Annotated in this window: 19 protein-coding genes; 8 read left to right on the top strand and 11 right to left on the bottom strand. The window is 38.7% G+C overall.

Annotation, left to right across the window (positions count from 1 at the left end; translation table 11 throughout):
• Entirely contained in the window at nt 1–543 is a 543-nt protein-coding gene (locus AAC026_RS03610) for an OmpH family outer membrane protein (RefSeq protein WP_339695100.1), read from the top strand.
• A gap of 23 nt (nt 544–566) precedes the next feature.
• Entirely contained in the window at nt 567–1142 is a 576-nt protein-coding gene (locus tag AAC026_RS03605) for an OmpH family outer membrane protein (protein ID WP_339695098.1), read from the top strand.
• 75 nt (nt 1143–1217) lie between these two features.
• Here AAC026_RS03605 and AAC026_RS03600 read toward each other — a convergent pair whose 3' ends face one another.
• The 5 genes from AAC026_RS03600 to AAC026_RS03580 all read right to left on the bottom strand — a co-directional run bounded on the left by AAC026_RS03600 (nt 1218) and on the right by AAC026_RS03580 (nt 7649).
• Nucleotides 1218–2153, bottom strand: a complete 936-nt coding sequence (locus AAC026_RS03600; RefSeq protein ID WP_339695096.1) for a tetratricopeptide repeat protein — start codon at nt 2151–2153, stop codon at nt 1218–1220.
• Nucleotides 2154–2157: 4 nt separating this feature from the next.
• Nucleotides 2158–3744, bottom strand: a complete 1587-nt coding sequence (locus AAC026_RS03595; RefSeq protein WP_339609875.1) for an amidohydrolase family protein — start codon at nt 3742–3744, stop codon at nt 2158–2160.
• A gap of 162 nt (nt 3745–3906) precedes the next feature.
• Nucleotides 3907–4266, bottom strand: coding sequence for a hypothetical protein (locus tag AAC026_RS03590; RefSeq protein ID WP_339609874.1), 360 nt, complete (start codon nt 4264–4266; stop codon nt 3907–3909).
• Nucleotides 4267–4370: 104 nt separating this feature from the next.
• Nucleotides 4371–6938, bottom strand: a complete 2568-nt coding sequence (locus AAC026_RS03585) for an FtsX-like permease family protein (protein ID WP_339695094.1) — start codon at nt 6936–6938, stop codon at nt 4371–4373.
• A gap of 9 nt (nt 6939–6947) precedes the next feature.
• Nucleotides 6948–7649: an ABC transporter ATP-binding protein gene (locus AAC026_RS03580; RefSeq protein ID WP_339610151.1), complete on the bottom strand. Its 702-nt coding sequence runs from the start codon at nt 7647–7649 to the stop codon at nt 6948–6950.
• Nucleotides 7650–7728: 79 nt separating this feature from the next.
• Here AAC026_RS03580 and AAC026_RS03575 point away from each other — a divergent pair, with 79 nt between their 5' ends.
• Nucleotides 7729–8355 carry an arylesterase gene (locus tag AAC026_RS03575; protein ID WP_339610149.1) on the top strand — a complete coding sequence of 209 codons (627 nt, stop codon included), beginning with the start codon at nt 7729–7731 and terminating at the stop codon, nt 8353–8355.
• 20 nt (nt 8356–8375) lie between these two features.
• On the opposite strand, the gene AAC026_RS03570 is transcribed toward AAC026_RS03575, so the two are convergent.
• The 4 genes from AAC026_RS03570 to AAC026_RS03555 all read right to left on the bottom strand — a co-directional run bounded on the left by AAC026_RS03570 (nt 8376) and on the right by AAC026_RS03555 (nt 11382).
• Complete coding sequence (locus AAC026_RS03570; RefSeq protein ID WP_339695092.1) at nt 8376–9377, bottom strand: virulence RhuM family protein; 1002 nt, start codon at nt 9375–9377, stop codon at nt 8376–8378.
• 225 nt (nt 9378–9602) lie between these two features.
• Nucleotides 9603–10355, bottom strand: a complete 753-nt coding sequence (locus AAC026_RS03565; RefSeq protein WP_339695090.1) for a carboxypeptidase-like regulatory domain-containing protein — start codon at nt 10353–10355, stop codon at nt 9603–9605.
• A gap of 50 nt (nt 10356–10405) precedes the next feature.
• Nucleotides 10406–10795, bottom strand: coding sequence for a hypothetical protein (locus AAC026_RS03560; protein ID WP_339609341.1), 390 nt, complete (start codon nt 10793–10795; stop codon nt 10406–10408).
• On the bottom strand, nt 10792–11382 hold the full coding sequence (locus AAC026_RS03555) for an RNA polymerase sigma factor (protein WP_339695088.1): 591 nt from the start codon (nt 11380–11382) through the stop codon (nt 10792–10794). The genes AAC026_RS03560 and AAC026_RS03555 overlap by 4 nt, the downstream gene beginning before the upstream one ends.
• Nucleotides 11383–11541: 159 nt before the next feature.
• Here AAC026_RS03555 and AAC026_RS03550 point away from each other — a divergent pair, with 159 nt between their 5' ends.
• Complete coding sequence (locus AAC026_RS03550) at nt 11542–11934, top strand: DUF6249 domain-containing protein (protein ID WP_339695086.1); 393 nt, start codon at nt 11542–11544, stop codon at nt 11932–11934.
• A 79-nt stretch (nt 11935–12013) separates the two neighbouring features.
• Here the strand turns inward: AAC026_RS03550 and AAC026_RS03545 are convergent, their stop codons facing one another.
• Nucleotides 12014–13645, bottom strand: a complete 1632-nt coding sequence (locus AAC026_RS03545; protein WP_339695084.1) for a S8 family peptidase — start codon at nt 13643–13645, stop codon at nt 12014–12016.
• A gap of 31 nt (nt 13646–13676) precedes the next feature.
• Nucleotides 13677–14165 carry an asparaginase domain-containing protein gene (locus AAC026_RS03540; protein WP_339695083.1) on the bottom strand — a complete coding sequence of 163 codons (489 nt, stop codon included), beginning with the start codon at nt 14163–14165 and terminating at the stop codon, nt 13677–13679.
• A gap of 199 nt (nt 14166–14364) precedes the next feature.
• Here AAC026_RS03540 and AAC026_RS03535 point away from each other — a divergent pair, with 199 nt between their 5' ends.
• Genes AAC026_RS03535 through AAC026_RS03520 form a run of 4 tightly spaced genes read left to right on the top strand, consistent with a single transcriptional unit; the run spans nt 14365 to nt 19255 of the window.
• A complete protein-coding gene (locus AAC026_RS03535) occupies nt 14365–15864 on the top strand; it encodes a TlpA disulfide reductase family protein (RefSeq protein ID WP_339695082.1) in 1500 nt (499 codons plus the stop codon).
• A gap of 6 nt (nt 15865–15870) precedes the next feature.
• A complete protein-coding gene (locus AAC026_RS03530; RefSeq protein ID WP_339695081.1) occupies nt 15871–17082 on the top strand; it encodes a hypothetical protein in 1212 nt (403 codons plus the stop codon).
• A 13-nt stretch (nt 17083–17095) separates the two neighbouring features.
• Entirely contained in the window at nt 17096–18562 is a 1467-nt protein-coding gene (locus AAC026_RS03525) for a TlpA disulfide reductase family protein (protein ID WP_339695079.1), read from the top strand.
• Nucleotides 18563–18607: 45 nt separating this feature from the next.
• Nucleotides 18608–19255, top strand: coding sequence for a hypothetical protein (locus tag AAC026_RS03520; protein WP_339695077.1), 648 nt, complete (start codon nt 18608–18610; stop codon nt 19253–19255).
• Nucleotides 19256–19275: the final 20 nt, after the last annotated feature.

Below are 19275 nucleotides of genomic sequence, written 5' to 3'. Positions count from 1 at the left end.
ATGCACAAAATCTCGCGCGTCATAGTATTATTCTTCGTAATTTCTAACTTTGTGCTCGCTCAAAACGAAGCCTCAGCGCAAAAGTTCGGTCATATTGATTCTGAATATATTTTGTCGCAAATGCCTGAGCACGGCCAAAAAAAGAAGGAGATAGAAGATCTCTACAAGGAGTATGACAAAGTGGTACGGAGTTTGCAAAATGAAGCAGAGAAGATGAGGGCGGAGCTTAGGGCCAAAGAAATTTTGTTTACTCCTGAAATGATTAAGGAAAAGCAAAAAGAGATTGAACTGAAAGAACAAGAAGCCCTCGACAAATCGACAGAGCTTTTTGGTTATGATGGGCTTATTTATAAAAAACAAAATGAATTACTAAGGCCTCTCATGCAAAAAATGTCTGATGCCACGGAGGTAGTTTGTAGAAAGCATAATTTAGATTATATGCTCGATAAGGCTTCCGATGTTAGCATTATCTACTCCAATCCAGAACACGATTACACAGAGTTTGTGCTTGAGGAGTTGGAGTTATTAAAAAAGAAGAACTAAAACATAATTTGAATTTTAAAGTCATGAATCGTAAACTATTACTCGCTACATCATTGTTTTTAATGGCAATGACTGCCTGGAGCCAGGAATTTAAAGTTGGTTATACTAGCATAGATGCTATTGTATTCAGTATGCCAGAAATTCCTCAAATCAATGCCGACCTACAAGTTTATCAAAAGCAATTGGCCAGTCAGGTAGAAAGCAAACAAAAAACCATTGATGCTAAAATTGCAGAGTATCAGCAATTAGCTCAATTAGGAACTGCTGCGCCAACAGCTATGCAGGAAAAAGAAACTGAAATCAGAAAATTACAAGCTGATTTCGCAAATTTTTCTCAAAAAGCAGACGAATCTCTAAGTAATAAATCAAACAGCTTGTTTAACCCTATTTATTCGAAGGTTCAGAACGCTATTGAGGAAGTAAGAAAAGAAAAAGGCTACGGTATGATTCTAAACGCTGGTACCGAAACTGGTGGAATCGTTTTGGCAGCTAGAGAAGAAGATAATATTACTAAAGCTGTATTTGAAAAATTAGGTGTTCCAATGCCAACTCCAAAAGAAGGAGAAGGAGCTCCAGCAGCAAAATCAGGAGGTAACTAAGAAAAAGTATCTGATAAAACAAAAGGCCATCTCAATTCAGTTGAGATGGCCTTTTTGGTTTTGTTAGTTATAGAATCAATCTTTAAGCTTATGTAAATCTACTTCGGCAGCCACATACCCAAAGGCTGGCCAATTTCCAGTATCAATAACTTTTTGGAAGATTTCTTTCGCCTTGGCAGTGTCTCCGTTATACAAATACCAATTCCCCATTCCATAGCCCTGGGTAGCCAGACTCAAAGCAACATCCATTTGATCCGTTCTGAGAAGTTCTTCTTTTGCAAGTTCGCCTTTATACATCATAATTCGCTTGTAATAACTATCGTTTTCGATAATTGTCATTTCCGAATGAATAGGCTCAAGTACTGCGGTAGCTTCTTCCGCTTTCCCTTCTCGCATTAGACTCATATACAACCAGTCGGTAGTAGCTACTAGCAAATCATCATTTACACTATACTTCAAACATTCTTTATATATTTCTGTGGCCTCCTCGAACTTACCTTGTAAATAAAGTGCGAGTCCATAGTGATAAAGAATGTTGAATTGGGTATTTGAAAGTGGAATATTCATGCTGTTAGGAGCACCATCTGGTTCAACCTCAATCTTCTCCTTATCCATCAACTCAAAAGCCTTTTTATAATCGGCTTCAGCTTTTTCAAATTGTCGTGTACTAATGTAGCGATGACCTCTGTGTCTATAAAGCTTATAAGAGTTCGGAAATTGTTTAATCCCATCAGAAAACACTCCTATAGCTTTATTGTAATTGGTTAAATACGCCCAACGTCTTCCTAGCCAAATGGTGTTCATTTCATTGGATTCGGCTTTATAGTTAGTTTCGGCTTCTTTTAAGTTAGCCTCTAAGGCAGATGTAGCTTCATCACTTCTTTCGGGAATATACAAAGGGGAGCCATCCACAGCATAGGCTTGAACTTCTTCCTTTTCCTCTACCTTTTCGCCTGAACAAGCAAAGAAAAATACGGTACAGTATAGCAATATCAATAAGTGGGCTTTCATATATTTAGTATTTATCCGTCAGTTTGAAGGTCATTCCATTCTTTTTCTCATCTACCATTTTCTTCACGTCTTCTAGAAGCTTTTTGGCATCATACACTATTCCGTCCTTCACTGTATAACGAACTCCCCCAACTCTAATAAGTTCATTGTCGTCATTCAGTTTTAATGCTCCTGTACCGTAAAGCACTTTCATATTTTGAAGCGGGTTCTCCTCTACAATTACAAAATCTGCAAATTTACCTACTTCAACCGTCCCTATTTTATCAGCCATTCCCAAAGCTTCTGCCCCATTCAACGTAGCGGACATAATTACTTCTAAGGGGTGGAACCCTGCCTCGCGAAGCAATTCCAATTCACGAATATAGGCGAAGCCATACAGCTGGAAGATAAACCCAGAATCGGAACCTGCTGTAACACGGCCTCCACGGTTTTTATATTCATTTACAAAGGTCATCCAAAGACGGTAGTTTTCTTTCCACGCCACTTCTTCTTCCGTTCCCCAATAGAACCAATAAGAACCATGCGACCTTTTACTTGGGCGATAGAATTCCCAAAGTGAAGGAAGTGTATATTCCTGGTGCCACTCGGCTGTATAAGCACGCATTAAATCACGGCTGGCTTCATAAATATTGAATGTTGGATCCAAGGTGAAATCCAACTCAATCAATTCGTTCATCACATTGTTCCAGTGATCTGAAAAAGGAGGTGCAGCCTGTGCCCAAAGCCTACCTGCCTCACCAAAGCGATCTTGCTCATTTCTGTAGTTATAGTCTAAGCTATAGTTCTGAACCCTTCTATCTGTGAAAAGTGCTTCAGGCAAACCATACCAGTGCTCCATTGACGTCAATCCAGCTCGGGCCGAGTTGAGTACATTCCAACGCACTACGTCCATTTGCGCATGATGCATGGCCGATTTCAATCCCAGCTTTTTGTTTTCTTCTAAAGCAGCCTGCATAATTTCAGGAGCGGCTCCAAAGAACTTGATCCCATCAGCCCCTTTGGCTTTGTTTTGTCTTACCCACTCTCTGGCCATTTCTGGGGTTGAAATTGGCTCCTTAGATCCCTGTCCAAAACCTGTATAAGCCAAAATTCTAGGGGCGGTAATGGTATTTTGATTACTCTTTTCTTTTTGGTCTAAAACCCACTGAAGACCATTGCCTGTGGAAGGATCACGAATGGTAGTAATGCCATGGGCCAACCATAATTTAAAAACATATTCTGCTGGCGTACCTTGAGCTGATCCACCGATATGACCGTGCATATCCACAAATCCAGGCATTAAATACATGCCTTCTAAATCCATCACTTGATCCTTTGGCCCTACCTTTGGTCGGTCTTGCTCACGAATTTCTAGACCCGGGTAACCTACATTATAAATACCTTTAATAATGTTCTTTTCAACAACAATATCGACAGGACCAGTGGGGGGAGCTCCATTTCCATTAATTAAGGTAACTCCGCGAATGATAAGTCTTTCGAAAGGCCCTTCCCCTTCGTTGCGGTTAGGGGCTTTTTCTATTTGCGCGTGCAGTTGAGCGACTATGGTGAGTAGAAAAAGGGACGCGATTGCCCTCAAGAAGTGTTTTTTCATAGTGATTAAGGTTGAATTTGTGCAGAAGATAATTATTTCCATCACCGAACACAACGGGGCTTATGCTTATGGAAAGATTGGGTAGGGAAATTTAGTCTTTGAAACAAAAAAGCCTCTCGACAAAATTGAGAGGCTTCAAATTATAGCTTAAAAATAATAATGCTATTTCTTTTTTACTTTCTCAAGGTTCAAATCGAAGCTCATCCCAGCTTGGTTCCATTTCCCAATTATTTTACCTTCCTTAAACGTTCCTTCATAAGTACCTCCAATTGCTTCCATTTTCATTTTTAGCACTCCCTCTTTATAGCTGACAGTGTCCATTACCAAGCCATATGCATTTTGTGCTGGGCTGTCCATTGTTGCGATGAGCGCCTTGTCTTTTTCTGTAAGATGAATTACTAACTCAAAATCACCTTGAGGTGTAGTAATCTTTCCGTTCCAATCGCCAAGCACTTTGGCGTTGTCTTGGAATGAAAAACTAAGACTTGTGAATACGAGTAATACTGTGGTTATAAATTTCATAATTTGAGTTTTTGATTAGGCCAAATGTATACGAAAAGACTGCTACAAGAATCTAAAAAAAACGTGAGAGGGAAATACAATGGTTAAATGAAATATTAAACCGATCATTGAATTTCGCTCCTGAGTACTTCAAGCGGAGATTTACTTAAAATACCTCGGCTGTTCAGCAACCCAATCATAACGGTCAACGAAGTAATGGAAACATACACCAGCAGTATCGGAAGTACATTGGGCACGAAAGAAGTTTCGAAAGTAAAGTAAGCCAAGGCCCAGCTACCTAAAAGTGCCAAGGCAATTCCTGACAGGGAGGCTAAACTACCCAACACAAAATATTCAAGGCTATTAATGGTCAAGATCTGACGTTTACTTCCTCCCAAAGTTCTTAACAAAATGCTTTCTCTGATGCGTTGAAATTTGCTCAGAATTTCCGAGCCAATTAAAACCAAAAGCCCCGTAACAATACTGAACAAGGCCATAAAGCGAATGACAAACGAGATTTTGCCCAAGATTTCATCCACCGTAGTCAAAATCAATCCAATATCGATTACCGAAACGTTCGGATATTTCTTGACTATATCGCGTTGATAAAGCGCTCCTTCTTCAGTGGATTTAACCCTTGTAATCAACACATGAAACTGCGGTGCTTTTTCTAAAACTCCCTCTGGGAAAAGCACCAAGAAATTCGTTTGTACTCTTTCCCAATCAATTTCTCTAAAGCCCCCCACATAGGTGGTAATGGGTACGCCTTGTACATTCCAAATGAGCTCGTCACCTAATTTAATTCTACTACTTTCTGCATAACCCTTCTCTATGGTCACAAAAACTGAATCGCTTTGCGCATTCATCGTTCTAAATTCACCTTCCACCAATTTCTCTGACTCAATAAGGTTATCTCGGTACGTAATTCGCCATTCACGATTGAAAGCTCCAGATCGATAATTCAAGGTGGAATCGGCCATTACATCGGCCAAAGTATTGCCGTTAATTTTTGACAGCCTCATAGTTACTACAGGCACTTGCTGCAATACCGGCAAGCCTTGCTCTTTTGTAAAGGCTGCAATTTCATCTTTCTGGTAGGATTGGATATCGAACAGCATCATGTTCGGGCGGCCTGCATCGGTGGTAATTTCTACCTGACTGATCAGTAAACCCTGAATAAAGTAGAGGGTGGTGATTAGCGCTGTGCCCAAACCAATGGAGGCGATCAATATCGTAGTCTGGTTATTTGGTCGATACAAATTGGCCAAACTTTGTCGCCAAAGGTAGCTCCAGCCCGTTGGGAAGAATTTCTTCACTGCCCACATGGCCAAACGGGCAATGAGCACTAAAAACCCAAAGGCCATTAATACCGAAATGGTAAACACAAAGCTGTTCGAGAGATCTCCGATTTGTAAATAGGCAAAGCCAAAGATGAAAATGAAGATTCCGCCAAAAACCAACCACCTCAGTGGATCTCTTGCACCTTTTTCTCCATCAGGCGTGTTCCTTAAGGTAAGTAATGGTGATGCCTTTCTGATTGCTAAAAGTGGTGTAAGCGCAAAAAGGATAGACACTACAAGCCCTGTTGCAATACCTCCTAAAATTGAAGGCCAAGAAATGCTGAAATTGACTTCTACGGGTAGAAAATCTGCAAATACTTTTGGTAAGATGGTTTGTAAAAGTGTTCCTGAAAAGGCACCAATCGTTGCGCCAATAAGCCCAATCACGCCAATTTGAATAAGGTAGATTAAAAAAGTATCTCTTCCTTTAGCGCCAAGACAGCGAAGAATCGCCACGGTTCTGATTTTCTCTTTAATGTAAATATGCACCGCACTGGCCACGCCTACGCAACCCAAGAGTAAGGCCACAAAAGCCACCAAGTTTAAGAAGCTACTCAAGTCTTCAAACGTACGGCCTGTGTCTCGCTTTCTTTCCTCTACTGTATCGCCACGAATGCCTTCGGTACGCAGATACTCTCGGTCGGTTCTTAGCTGTTCATCTAGGTCAAATTCAGGATCAAGGTCGTTCAGCTTATAAAATTTTCTGTATTGAACTCTGCTCCCTTTCTGAATCAGACCCGTAGCCTCCACATATTTCATAGGGATATACACCGCAGGGGCTACCAAAGTAGCGGCCATTGATTGTGATGGTGAACTAATCAAGGCGCCTTCAATCAAAAAAGTGACCTTACCAATTCGGACGGAATCGCCTACTTGAACATCATACTGCACCAAAACACTTTGATCTACCAAAGCCTTGGCTTGTCCATCTCTAAAAGATTGCGCGGCTGAAGCAGGGTTAGATTCAATCACTCCATAAAAAGGAAATGCACCTTCTAAAGCTCTAACATCTACCAGTCGACTGCCTTGGTTTTTTGGGAAGTACACCATCGAGGCAAAGCTGTTTTCAGATGACACTTCATAATCGAGTGTATCTAGAAAGGGATAGCTGAAATCGTCTTTGTTGGCGCTTAATTCCAAATCTGCACCGAGCAATTCCTTTGCTTGACCATTGATATCATCTTTCAGATTTTCGCTGAAAGAGTTAATCGCCACTAAAGCAGCTATACCGAGAATGATAGATGAAATAAATAGAAAAAGTCTTGATTTACTTTTTCGGGCATCGCGCCAAGCCATTAAAAATAACCACTTAGCAGAAGAATTTGACTGAAAATTATTTGGATTAATGCTCATCTAAAACAATCAAATTGAGGTTTCGGTATTCACCAATTCCGAATCAAAAACCACTTGTCCACCTTTAATTCTAATTATTCGATTGGTTTTATTGGCCAGCTCTAAATCATGTGTTACCAGAATTAAGGTAGTGCCCGCTTCCTTATTTAAGCTGAACAGCAGTTCTTCTACTTTCTCAGAAGTTTCTTCATCTAAATTACCAGTAGGTTCATCTGCAAAAAGAATTTCAGGTTGATTTGAAAAAGCCCGAGCTATTGAAATTCGCTGTTGTTCTCCACCTGAAAGTTGTGTTGGGTAATGGTCGTGTCTATCGGCTAAGCCTACACGGTCGAGCAATTCTAAAGAGCGTGCTCTTATATTTTTTTCTTTTCTCAGCTCCATCGGTACCATCACATTTTCCAGCGCGGTAAGCGTGGGTAACAATTGAAAATTTTGAAACACAAAACCAACATTCTGATTACGCACTGCGGCTCTTTGATCTTCATTGAGGGTTTCCAAGGCATGGCCGTTTAATACCACTGTACCTGATGAGGCTCTGTCGAGGCCAGCACAAAGTCCAAGCAAAGTGGTTTTTCCACTGCCCGAAGGGCCAACTATAGAGAAACTTGTGCCTTTTTCAATTTCAAAATTTACATTTTTGAGTACGGTTAAATTTTTAGAACCGCTTTTGTAAGTTTTCGTTAGGTCTTGAACCTTCAGTATACTTGCCATGTAGTAATAGGGATGTGAACATTTAAGACGTTTTTCCTTCTTGAATGTTTAATGATCTTTCAATTAAGTGTAGAAACATATGATTTCAAAACTTCCGATCCTCAGTATTCTAACTTTCATTGTTGCGTTTTGGATCAGCCCGAACAGTCAGGAAAAGAAAAAAATCATCTTTTTTGGTGACAGCATTACGGCTGGTTATGGTATAAGCTTGGAGGAAGCTTTCCCCAACCTTATTCAGAAAAAGATAGATTCTTTGGGGCTGAATTATGAGGTGATCAATGCTGGTTTAAGTGGTGAAGCTTCGGCTGGTGGTTTGGACAGAATTGACTGGATACTGCAAGGTAAGCCCGATATTTTTGTATTGGAATTAGGCGGAAACGATGGCCTGCGCGGCTTAAGCATTCAAGAAACAGAAGCCAACTTAAAAGCCATGATCGACAAAGTGCGTCAGGCCAAACCGAGCACTAAAATCCTTTTGGCGGGCATGCAGATTCCACCTAATCTGGGGCAGGAATACACTGAATCATTCCGTAAGGTTTTTGCCAAAGTAGCGAAAGACAAAAAAGTAGATTTAATTCCCTTTCTGCTTGAAAACGTAGGAGGGGAAGAAGATTTAAATCAATCGGACGGAATTCACCCTAACCACGCTGGGCATAAAATTGTAGCAGAAACCGTGTGGATGTATTTGGAGAAGTATGTGAGGTGAAGCCTATCTTGTTTGAAAAATCATAAATCCTTTAATCGCTTAACTTCTTTATCAAAGTCAGAAATGATTTTTTGTGTCTTGTTAAATTGATCGTATTCAGTTCCTGCTTTGGATAAGGCTTTACTATGCGAAATCCTTCCCTTGCCTTCTAAAATTTTGAATTCATTAAAGTTCAAAAACTTATCTATGCTCTTTGCCAAACCTTCCATAGTAAAAGTGTTTTCTTGCTCAATCAAATTTTCGATATAATCAAAGTACCCCGTTACAGTGCGCTCCAATCGTCTTATCTCTTTTTCTTGAAGGTAGTTTTTGGCTATGATGGTATCGGTTTTTAAGATTCTACCTTCTGGAGCATTTTTCCAGGTAGTCAAGCCCATATTCTGTTTGGTAGCATTGGCAGTTGCATAGATAATTTCAGCGGCCGTTTTTCCAGTAATGGCAAAATGAAATTTATTTTGAACCATCGCGTAAAAACTCTTCGTAATTTCTGATTGAGGGTTATAATCAATACTACATTCCGCAAAAATATCTGTGATTTGTTGGTAAATTCTTCTTTCGCTGGCCCTGATAGAACGAACACGCTCTAATAACTCTCTAAAATAATCTTTTCCAAAAGTGCTCTCTCCTTGCTTTAGTCGGTTATCGTCTAGCACAAAGCCCTTAATAATAAATTCCTTCAGCGTTTTGGTAGCCCAAATTCTAAACTGGGTAGCCTTGGCAGAATTTACCCTATAGCCAACTGAGATTATTGCATCAAGATTGTAAAATTTTTGATTTCGACTTACCTCACGTTCACCCTCTTTCTGAACTTGTAAAATTTCCTTACAAGTTGTCAATTCATCCAATTCGGCACTTTCAAAAATGTTTTTTAAATGGGTAGTTATGTTTTGAGGAGTAGTATCAAAAAGCACTGACATTGACCGTTGCGTAAGCCAAACCGTTTCATCTTCTATGATTACACTTAATATCACATCACCATTAGGCGTCCTGTAGAAGCTAAATTTATTTAATTCATTGTTCATGGTTCAAACCCTTCTAATTTGCATTGGTAACTTTTGAAAACGATCATCTTTTTCCTCTCAAACACTCACTCAATTCCGTTGATTTCAGATGTTGCTTATTCTATTACTAAAATAAACGGTTTATTTTAGTAGCGCATAGCACCTGTATAAAATAAAATACTCTTTAGGAGTCTGTGTTAAAGAGAAATTATTTTCCCTGAGGGATAAAAAATAGAAAGTCGAGTTTCAACGCCTTAAAAAAGCATCGTACTTGTTCAGTACTTTTTGTGCCAGTTGGTATTCTGAGACACGAAGGATTTCGATATCGTAGAAGTTACAGAATTCCATAAACTCATCAATCACGCGGTCGTCTATTCGCGTAACGAATTTCACGAACTCCTTATTGAATTTAGCCTCAACGGCTTCTTTCTGTGTTTTTTCTTTTTGCTGAGCGGCCAACAGCACATTCAACTTCCGCTTCTCTATAAACTTTCTGTCCAAGAAATTGAGTAAGCCAGAAATACCAACACCTCCTTGCTCTAAAGTCTCCAGCTGTGGTTTAGACCAATCGGTTTTGGGTGCGTTAGGGTCTACAAAGCCCATATCCATAGGTACGCGTTCGGGACGATTAAGATAAAAGCCTTTCGCGAAAGCGGTTACTACTACCGAATCGAGCAGATAGGTTCCTTCTTCCAACTGAATAAATAATCCATCTGGATGAGTTTCTAATAATGAAGCTGTTACTGAAAAAGTGATGGGTTTATAACCAATGGAGGTAATCTTGATGCTATCGTTCAGCTGAACAGGAAATTCGAACTTCCCATTATTATCAGATGCTACACCTTGTTTTTTGTTTACCACCAAAACCGTAGCAAACACTACTGGCTCTAGGGTCGTTTTGTCTACCAGTTGCCCTTTCAATACATAGGTTTCTTGTTGCTGTGCGCTAAGGCAAAAACAAAAGAAAAGCAGACATACGATAGTGATGGTTTTGAACACGTTACAAAGTAACGTTTGATTGATAGATAACCCTAAGCTAAAATTGGTATTTAACTTTTTTTAACCGCCCTTTCTAGTTCTTGGTGTTTAAAATATCGGTTCAAAAGAAAGGCCATCCAAACTACAATCACCCCAAGTAAGCCTAGGACAAGCAAGGACAAATCGATATTAAGAGTAAAGAGCTCTGTAATTTTAGATATACCAAGCCCTTCTAAATCAATGTTCTTTTTGGAGAGTAAAAGAAAGCCTACTGCCACAATGATAATTGAGAAATAAGCTACCTTGAGCCATTTAGGAATATAAACAGGTCGGATTTTAGTTTTTTCGTATTGTGTTACTTTTTCAAGTAAGGCATGATTGAAACCCATAGAGGGCTCTTCCAAACCTTCCATTTGTAGTAATTCCTTTAATTCTTTATCTGATAGATCGAACTCTTTCATAATAATTCTCTCACCTCTTTGTCCAATAAATGCTCTAACGCACTCAATAATCTTTTTCTGGCCCTCTGCAATCTAACTTTAACATTTGAAAGCTCCCAGTTCGTAATCTCACAAATTTCTTGGAGCGAATTTTCATTGAGATAAAACAGCGTAATCGCTACCTGATCATCGTTTGAAAGTTGCGCCAAGGCCAGTTTAATATAACCAGACCTTTCTTCTTTTTGAAGTCTTCTCCATTCTGAATCTGGCTCACTCAGCTGAAGCAAGTTTTCAGAAGACAGGTCGTCAATTTCCGTGGTCTTTAGCTTTTTCTTTCTCAAAGAGGTTAAAGCAGTATTATACACAATAGTATACAGCCAAGTGGAAAATTTAGCTTCTTCTTTAAACTGACCTATATTTTTATAGGCTTTTAAAAATGAATCTTGTGTTACCTCCTCAGCATCTTCCCTCGACTTTAACAAACGCAAAGCCAGCGTAAAAGCCATGGCCTTATGCTCGTCAACCAATACATTGAAAGCCGCAACATCGCCTTTTTTTACTTTCGCGATGATTAGCTCCATTGCATATCGTTCATTTTGAGGTTTCATTTTTTATGTTTGACTACAAGGCGGGGTTTGAGGTTACATTAAAGTTTAGAGATTCGTTTTTATACCAAGTTAAAAATTAAACTTTGGAACAGGGTGTAACCTAAATTTTAGAATGTGCATCTATAAGAGCACAACAATGAAACCTAAAACATAGACATCATGGATGAAGATTTAATATTTGGATTATTTATGGTCATTTTTTGGCTTGGTATAGCTGGTTTGATATTCTTCTCTTTACTAACAAGACACAGAGAACGTACCATGCTCATAGAAAAAGGAGCAGATGCAAGCCTATTTCAGACAGAACCGAAAAAGAGAAATTTATTCTTTACGATAATTCTGGGCTGTTTGCTTGTGTGCCTTTCATTAGGAATTGGATTAGGATACTTATTAGACAATCTGCTCAGTAACATGAGCGAGTCAAATATTCAATTCGATCGTTATAGGTCAAATGACCACCCAGGCGCTTACTTTTTCACTATCTTCTTAATGTTAGGTGTTGGCTTTATTTCCTCCTTCTTTTTACATAGAAAATTGATTCTTGAGAAATAGAGTATCATTAGAAATCAAAAAGGGCGCTTGAGAATAATTCAAGTGCCCTTTTTTGTACATTGTGTATTTTAGCGAACCTCTATTTCTTCTTACCTACTTTCATAGATTCAGCCATTTTCACAGCTTCATAAGCATTGATAATTCCGCCTGATTTTGACAGTTTTGAGAAATTCACTTCTTGATCGAATGTTCCTGGCTTGGTTACTTTAACACCGTCCAGCTTGCGAACAGACTTCATCAAAATATCTTTAAGTTGATCTGCCTTTAAATCGGGGAAATAAGATAAAAGCATAGCTGCCACACCAGCGGTTACAGGCGATGCCATACTTGTTCCTTGGGCATCTTGGTAGTCATTATTTGGAGCGGTTGAATATATGGCTACGCCTGGCGCAAATAGATCTACCGTTTTATCTCCGTAATTACTAAAGCTACCTACAAATTGGCCATCTCCGCCCCATGAAGAAGCTCCCACTTCAATCCAGTTTGACCAATCGCCACTTTTGCCAAATTTATCGTTTGGAAAGTTATTCGCCTCGTCAATATCTTCTCCGCTATTTCCTGCAGCATGCACTAATAAAACGCCTTTCGAATTGGCATATTCAATGGCTTCATACACATATTGAAGATTGGGAGAGTAGGCTTTTCCAAAACTCATGTTAATAATTTGGGCGCCATTATCTACTGCATAGCGAATACCATTTGCTACATCCTTATCATGCTCATCGCCATCGGGCACAACCCTAATTGCCATAATACTCACGTTGCTAGCCACACCATCAATTCCCATATCGTTGCCTCTGCTGGCGGCAATAATTCCAGCCACATGAGTACCATGAAAATTATCTGTTCCTTTACCGCTCACATCGTTATTACCGTAACCTTTCTCATCGAGTTTATTTGGGTCATCGCCCACAATTTCTCGAGAGTCGAAATTTAAATCATAAGAAATCGTAGCATTGGCCTCTAACTCCTTCAGGTCCATATTAATCAATACTAAAACACTGTCAAGCGATACTTCTCCATCAACAGCTTGTAATATTTGACTCATATAGTTCTTACCTAAATCAATTACAGCATCGTCTGAATCTATTTCTTGCAAAGTTTTGGCTGTTACCTCTTCAACATCCAAATAGGCTTCAAACAATTTATTGAAGCGCTCAATCTGACGAGCCAAGCTTCCATACTGCTCAAACTCCATTTGTGCCTTTCCATATGCTTCTTCGAATTCACCTTTTACTTTTTGCCAAGTAATAAACTCTTCTCTATCCTTTTTATCGATGTCTTTCAGCTCTTTGCCTTCATATTTCTTACTAAGAATTTTATAGTAGCGCGTTACTTCATAGCTGTCTTTGCCCACATTGCGGCCGTCTTTACCTCCTATGAAATTCCAACCGTGCACATCGTCAATAAAACCATTATTGTCATCGTCAATACCATTGTTTGGGATTTCGCCTGGGTTAGTCCAAATCACATCCTTAAGGTCTTCGTGCTCGATATCTATACCTGAGTCGATAACTGCCACCAGTACTTTTTTGGAAGTTTTTCCTTTCAATAACTCATTGTAAGCTTTTTCGCTGCTTACTCCATTTACCTTGTTTTCTACTGGGTCTAGGTTGAACCAGTTTTTTGGAGGGATACTTAATACACCTTGTTGCGCATAGCCCTGAAGGCCAACGAACAAGAGAATCATCCATATTGTATATTTCTTCATCTTTTTAAAATTCTTGGTCTTAAATATAGTATTAGAGCTGTTCAAACCTTCCTGTTTTTTCATTTTTATAACATCGGTCTGGGTGAATCAGCAGCCCATTCATGGCAATAAACGTGCCTTCTAATATATTACTGAGGGCGCCTACCGCCACTCCAACATTGAAGTCTGCATCGGAGTTCGAAAATCTTTCAGGCCTATACGCTGCAGTAAGTACAATGGTTTTTCCTCTGATCTGCCCAATAGTTTTGGCGGTTTCTACTAGTGTATCTGACCCATGTGTAACGACAATTTTTGTATACTCAGACTTATTACAAAAGTCCCGAATCTGGCTTCTATCTTGATCCGTCATATCAAGGCTGTCCTTTTTCATGAGGCTTACAATTTCATAATCAAAGCCTAAAAAATTCCGTTCTAGAATTCGTGAAATGGCAGGTTCACCTATCTCAAAGGCATAACCTTTATTTACTTTTGGATAGTCCTTATCAATAGTCCCTCCTACTTGGATAAACAGTACTTTCATAAAAGAAAGCTAAGGGATTTTTAACTGCTTTGCTAAGGGCAATAAAGAATTGAGGTTTAATCATCAAAGATGTAAGTAAAGTGCCAACATCAAAAACGAATTCACTTGATAACTTATTTTTTAGTTTTATCTTCCCAAAACATTAAGAAGTACTTTAAATGCTGTGTGCTTTTAAAGCAACGAAAAAAATTAATTCAATATGGAAGTTATCAATAAGCTGAGTTTATCATTTATCATTTGCTTGAGCTTTGGTTGTAAGCAGAAGGCCGTTATTGAAGAGATAATCATTCCTGAAAAAAATGAAGTCGTTTTTTTCGTTGATAACTATAGCGATTCGCCCATCAGAATCAGGTTTTTTAGAAGTATGGCCGACAGCCTTGAGGCAGACTATTATGCTTACCAAGGAAAAGACACCCTTACCTTTCCTATATATCAGCCGGAAGTAGTTCTAGTAAGCCATAAGAGCATTTATAGCGATACACTTTATGTGACCAAAGGTGACTCAATTCGCATTCTGCTGCCGCAAAGTGGAGAAGCCTTTCAATTAAGTGGTGGTAAAAAGAGCATTTCAACATCAGGTGCTAAACAGACGTACCTCGACTCTCTATATAGGTTATTCATGATCTCAAACAACAAGTTTAAACCTATGGAGATCAACTCAGGTTTTGAGAAAATTAACCTTGGGTTTCCGCACACTCTCAATAAGAAGCTGCTAAAGAGCAACCCAGACGCGTTTAACTTACTTGTTGACGGCCTGTTAGGTGAGCTTTCGGAACAAATAATATTAGAAGAAGGGGTTTCACGCTCAAGTGATTGGGAGGACCTTAGGCTGGATTTAGAAAAAAGAAAGGCCTTTTATAGACTAATGAGCCTTCTGCGTTGGACAAAAAGTGAAGAAATCAAAGACAAGGCTTTTGCTTCTACTATGTTCACAGATGAGTCTATAGTGAACAGTCGTTTTGGCATGGGGTATTTTCAAAATTTCATCATACAGGTAGTGCTAGAAGGTAAAACTGATCGGAGTAGGTCAATGGAATACATCAATTACAAAGAGGCTTACGATAAACTTCCCAACCATATGCCTGAAGGAGAACTTTTGAAATTAGGTAGAGAAACATCGTTATTTAAAATGGTCGAATATAAGGAGCCGTATGTAGAAATCTCCGATTACCTGAATGAGTATATGATGACTTATCAGGACTCTACTTTTTTACAAGAGTTTACCGCCCAATTCCTTTTGGGTTATGAGCAACAAATTAGTGAGAAAGTTGGGTTGAACTTGTTAAAAGCAGATGGTAGTGTAATTAGATTTCAAGATATTTTAATTGAGAACAAAGGCAAAGTAATCTACATCGATTATTGGGCCAGCTGGTGCGCTCCATGTATAGAGGCCATGCCATATGCGGAAGCGCTTAGAAATGAGTATGCGAACGAGAATATCATTTTCGTTTACCTCTCTTCCGACAACGACCAAAGCGCTTGGAAAAAGGCCGCTGAACGATATGGTTTAAGCAATCTGGAAAACAGTTACCTGTCTTTAAATCACAAAAATTCAGATTGGGTTCAAAGCCTAAAAATCCAAACCATCCCTAGGTACCTGATTATTGATACCAATGGAAAATTAGTAGAATCCGATGCCCCTGGGCCAAAGGATCCGAATATTAAAACAATTTTGGAGAAATATATTCCTCATGACTGATGCAATATGAAAAAGGCCATCGCACTTCTGCTATATGCTTTTATTGTGACTTTCGCTCAAGCCCAAGAGGCTAACAAAATCACATTAAAGGCCTTTATTGTCGATAAAGCCAATCAGCAACCGATAGAAAACGTCATCGTGTTTTTGCAGGAAAATAACCACATCGGTAAATTGGTCGATTCAACTGGAGTTTTCAGCCTATCATTTGATAGTTCTTTTCTCAACGATAGGCTATTGGTTTCGGTGTTAGGTTACCAACAGGTGTTGATTCCTTTAAAGGACATTTCATATACAGACATTCCTTTTAAAATTGAGCTTTCTCCTAACGCAATCATCCTCAAAGACTTTATTGTTGAAGGAAAAAAGATCGAAATACTTCCAATACTCGAAAAAACATTCGACCTCTTTGGCACGAATTACCCCAACCGTGCGCATATGCTAGATGGCTATTATAGATCCCTTTTTACGGAAGGAGATAAGATAACCAAGGTTACCGAAGCTGACTTCTCGCTACAAGATGCTGGGTATAAAAAACCCGCCAAGGATAACGTTAAGATAAAGCTGAATGAGAAAAGGGAAACCACCGATTCAGGAAATATAGACAGTACTGCCATTCGGTTTTTCAATAGAGTAAGCCCTGTTAAAGAGGCTCCCGTTAACCCTATTCAGAACGTTTACGAAAGAAACTACATTCGCCTTTTTAATAACCCATCAACTGTATTTGGTTCATTTAAAAATATAGAAAACAAAAAGTTCGAGATTTTAGAATTCAACGATTCCATATGTCATATTTCTTACCCAACGCTTTGGGGCAGCACCTCCATTAAAATTGATCTGAGGGACTATGCTATTTTGGAATTTAGGCGATTTCAATACAACCAAGAACATCTTATGAATGATGTTGAAGTCAAATTTCAGAAGGTAGAAGGTCGCTATTATCCCAAATCCATTAAGAGCGTTAGCCCTCGTTTTATCAACAGAAATTCGGACGATGACGAAATGGAAATTCATTATATAGAATTTCCAAACGTGCATACGGATGACTTCAAAAAAATCAAATTCAAGGAAATTACTCCAAGAAATAATAGCTTACCCGAATTACCTTACAATTCAGGATTTTGGGAAAGTTACCCGATTCCGCTACCCGATTGGGTAAAGGAAAGCTTAAAAAATAAGCAGCCCTTATACCAGCAGTTTATCAAAAAATCCTCGAACTAACTCCTCAAAAAATATGAGGTACTCCCTTTTAATTCTTGTTCTTTTTGTCACAGTTAGTTCATGCAAAAAAGCTACTGTTAACCACAGCGAAAAGGCCATTGTACTTCAGTTCTCTGACCAAGCAATCATATCACTTATTCGCAAAGGAGCTTTAAAGTTTCATTATATCAACGATGACTTATTGGAGGAAGAGATACGCTTTGACTCAACAGATAACGGGAGTATAAAAAGTATCTCCCCTCTCGATAAAGCTTTGTCTATCCAAGCATCCTATAACCGAAAGAGTCAAAACCTTTCGCTCTTCGGTTCGCAAAAACTGAATATCCTTCCCGATAGTATTCCTTTCTATTTTCAACCTAGCAATCAAATCTTCGATTATATAGCGTTTAGAGACTCAGCACTCTTTTCAAATACGATTTCAAGTGAATCTTATTTTTACGATTTCTTAAATTTTAAGAACTCCGATCAAAACAAAATTCAACCCCAAAATGAGGATGAAGAGCTAAACAAAGACATTCTTAACTTAAGGGAGAAGGCTTTGATAGAGATCAGCAAAGAGGCAGACTTACTTGACTCCTTGCTAAGGGAACAAAGACTTACTGTAAAAGCCTACTATTACTACACTTGGTTGAATGAACTTGATAAGTTCAAGGTTTTACTCAATGCAAATGATATTGTTAATAAAAATCCCTTTCCGCTCGATTCATTCTTCCTCTCCACTATTTATGATGAAGACTCTATTCAACTGATTCATCATGCATTTGAGTACCGCGAATTAATGACCACCATCTACACTAAAAATTTCGCTCCACCTCAACCCATTTACACCAAAGAAGACCTTTATCATGTGCTTCCGCCTATTCTGACCAATCAAAGTATTTCGGCAATAGAAAAAACAATAATTAGTCGAATAGCATTGCTTGAGAACCTTCCCAAACTATCGGTTGAAGAGGAAACAATGATGGTTGATCAATACAGCCAAAACCACAATGATACTGCGTTCAAAGCGTACTATAATTCCAGTAAAATTAATCCAAAAGCGCTTGATTTATCTTCGAGGCTAATTGACTCTGATCAAAAGGAAATAGGGTTGGAAGAGCTAATTAAAGTCAATAGAGGAAAGGTTATTTACCTAGATTTTTGGGCTACTTGGTGCCTTCCGTGCTATCAGCAATTTCCATATATAGAAGCACTTATAGCAAAGTACCATCCGTCAGAGTTTATGTACATTCATATTTCAGTAGATGATGATTACGAAAAATGGCTAAGTGTAATTCAGAAATACGGCACCAAAGAGAATAGCTACATTATTAAGCAGGGAATAGGCACAAAGCTCTTTGAACAACTCAACCTCAATTCAATTCCTAGGTATTTACTTTTAGACAGCAAGGGAGAAATAATTCACCTCAACGCACCAAGACCCTCTTCAACTCAAGTAGAGAATCTGATTACAAGAACCATTCAAAACACTAAAAAGTAGGTGCGTTACATTTAGAACTTGACCACAGAAAATCAAAAAAGAAAGATGAAAAAGATACTTTTAATACTCTCCATAATTGGTTTTTATAATCACTCCGTTCTAGCTCAAACCGACTCATTTGAAGGCAGTATTGAGTACAACTATTTCAGAAGTGGTCAAATATTTTGGCAAGAAAAACACATTTTCAGTGATAACGCTTATGAAAAAACACTCCTAAGCACTAACGCTATGTTAAACCTCGGTGATTTGCTGATTCTATTTTCAACAAAAGAAAGACTCTCGATTTCCCACAAAGAAAGAACCATGAAGAGGTTGGGTGCTGAACCTAAAACAAGTAGTGCAAGGCCTGATAAAATCATAGAAACAGAAGAGTTTAGAGAGATTCAAGGCTACCGATGTAGAAAATACATAATCGAAAAGTACAATACAGAATACGGTCGAACAACCCTTGGTTGGCATTGGATTGCGGGAGACTTAGAGTTTGAGAACTTGGACAAAATAGCGAGTATTACAGCAGACTTGAGTAGCGTTTCCTCAGTAAGAGAACTGAGTAAAGGACTCCCACTAAGAATTGATCTATTAGACGAATCAGGTGATGTTAAAAGCTACTATGAGGCCACAAAAATTACCACGGAAGTAATAATAACCGACCCAAGTGAACTTCGAAAAAAAGGATACAGATTTATTAAATAATCAGAGTATTCATTCCAAAA

The organism is uncultured Roseivirga sp. (assembly GCF_963973945.1).
Taxonomy (GTDB): Bacteria; Bacteroidota; Bacteroidia; order Cytophagales; family Cyclobacteriaceae; genus Roseivirga.
This window is presented reverse-complemented; position numbering and strand designations above follow the sequence as displayed.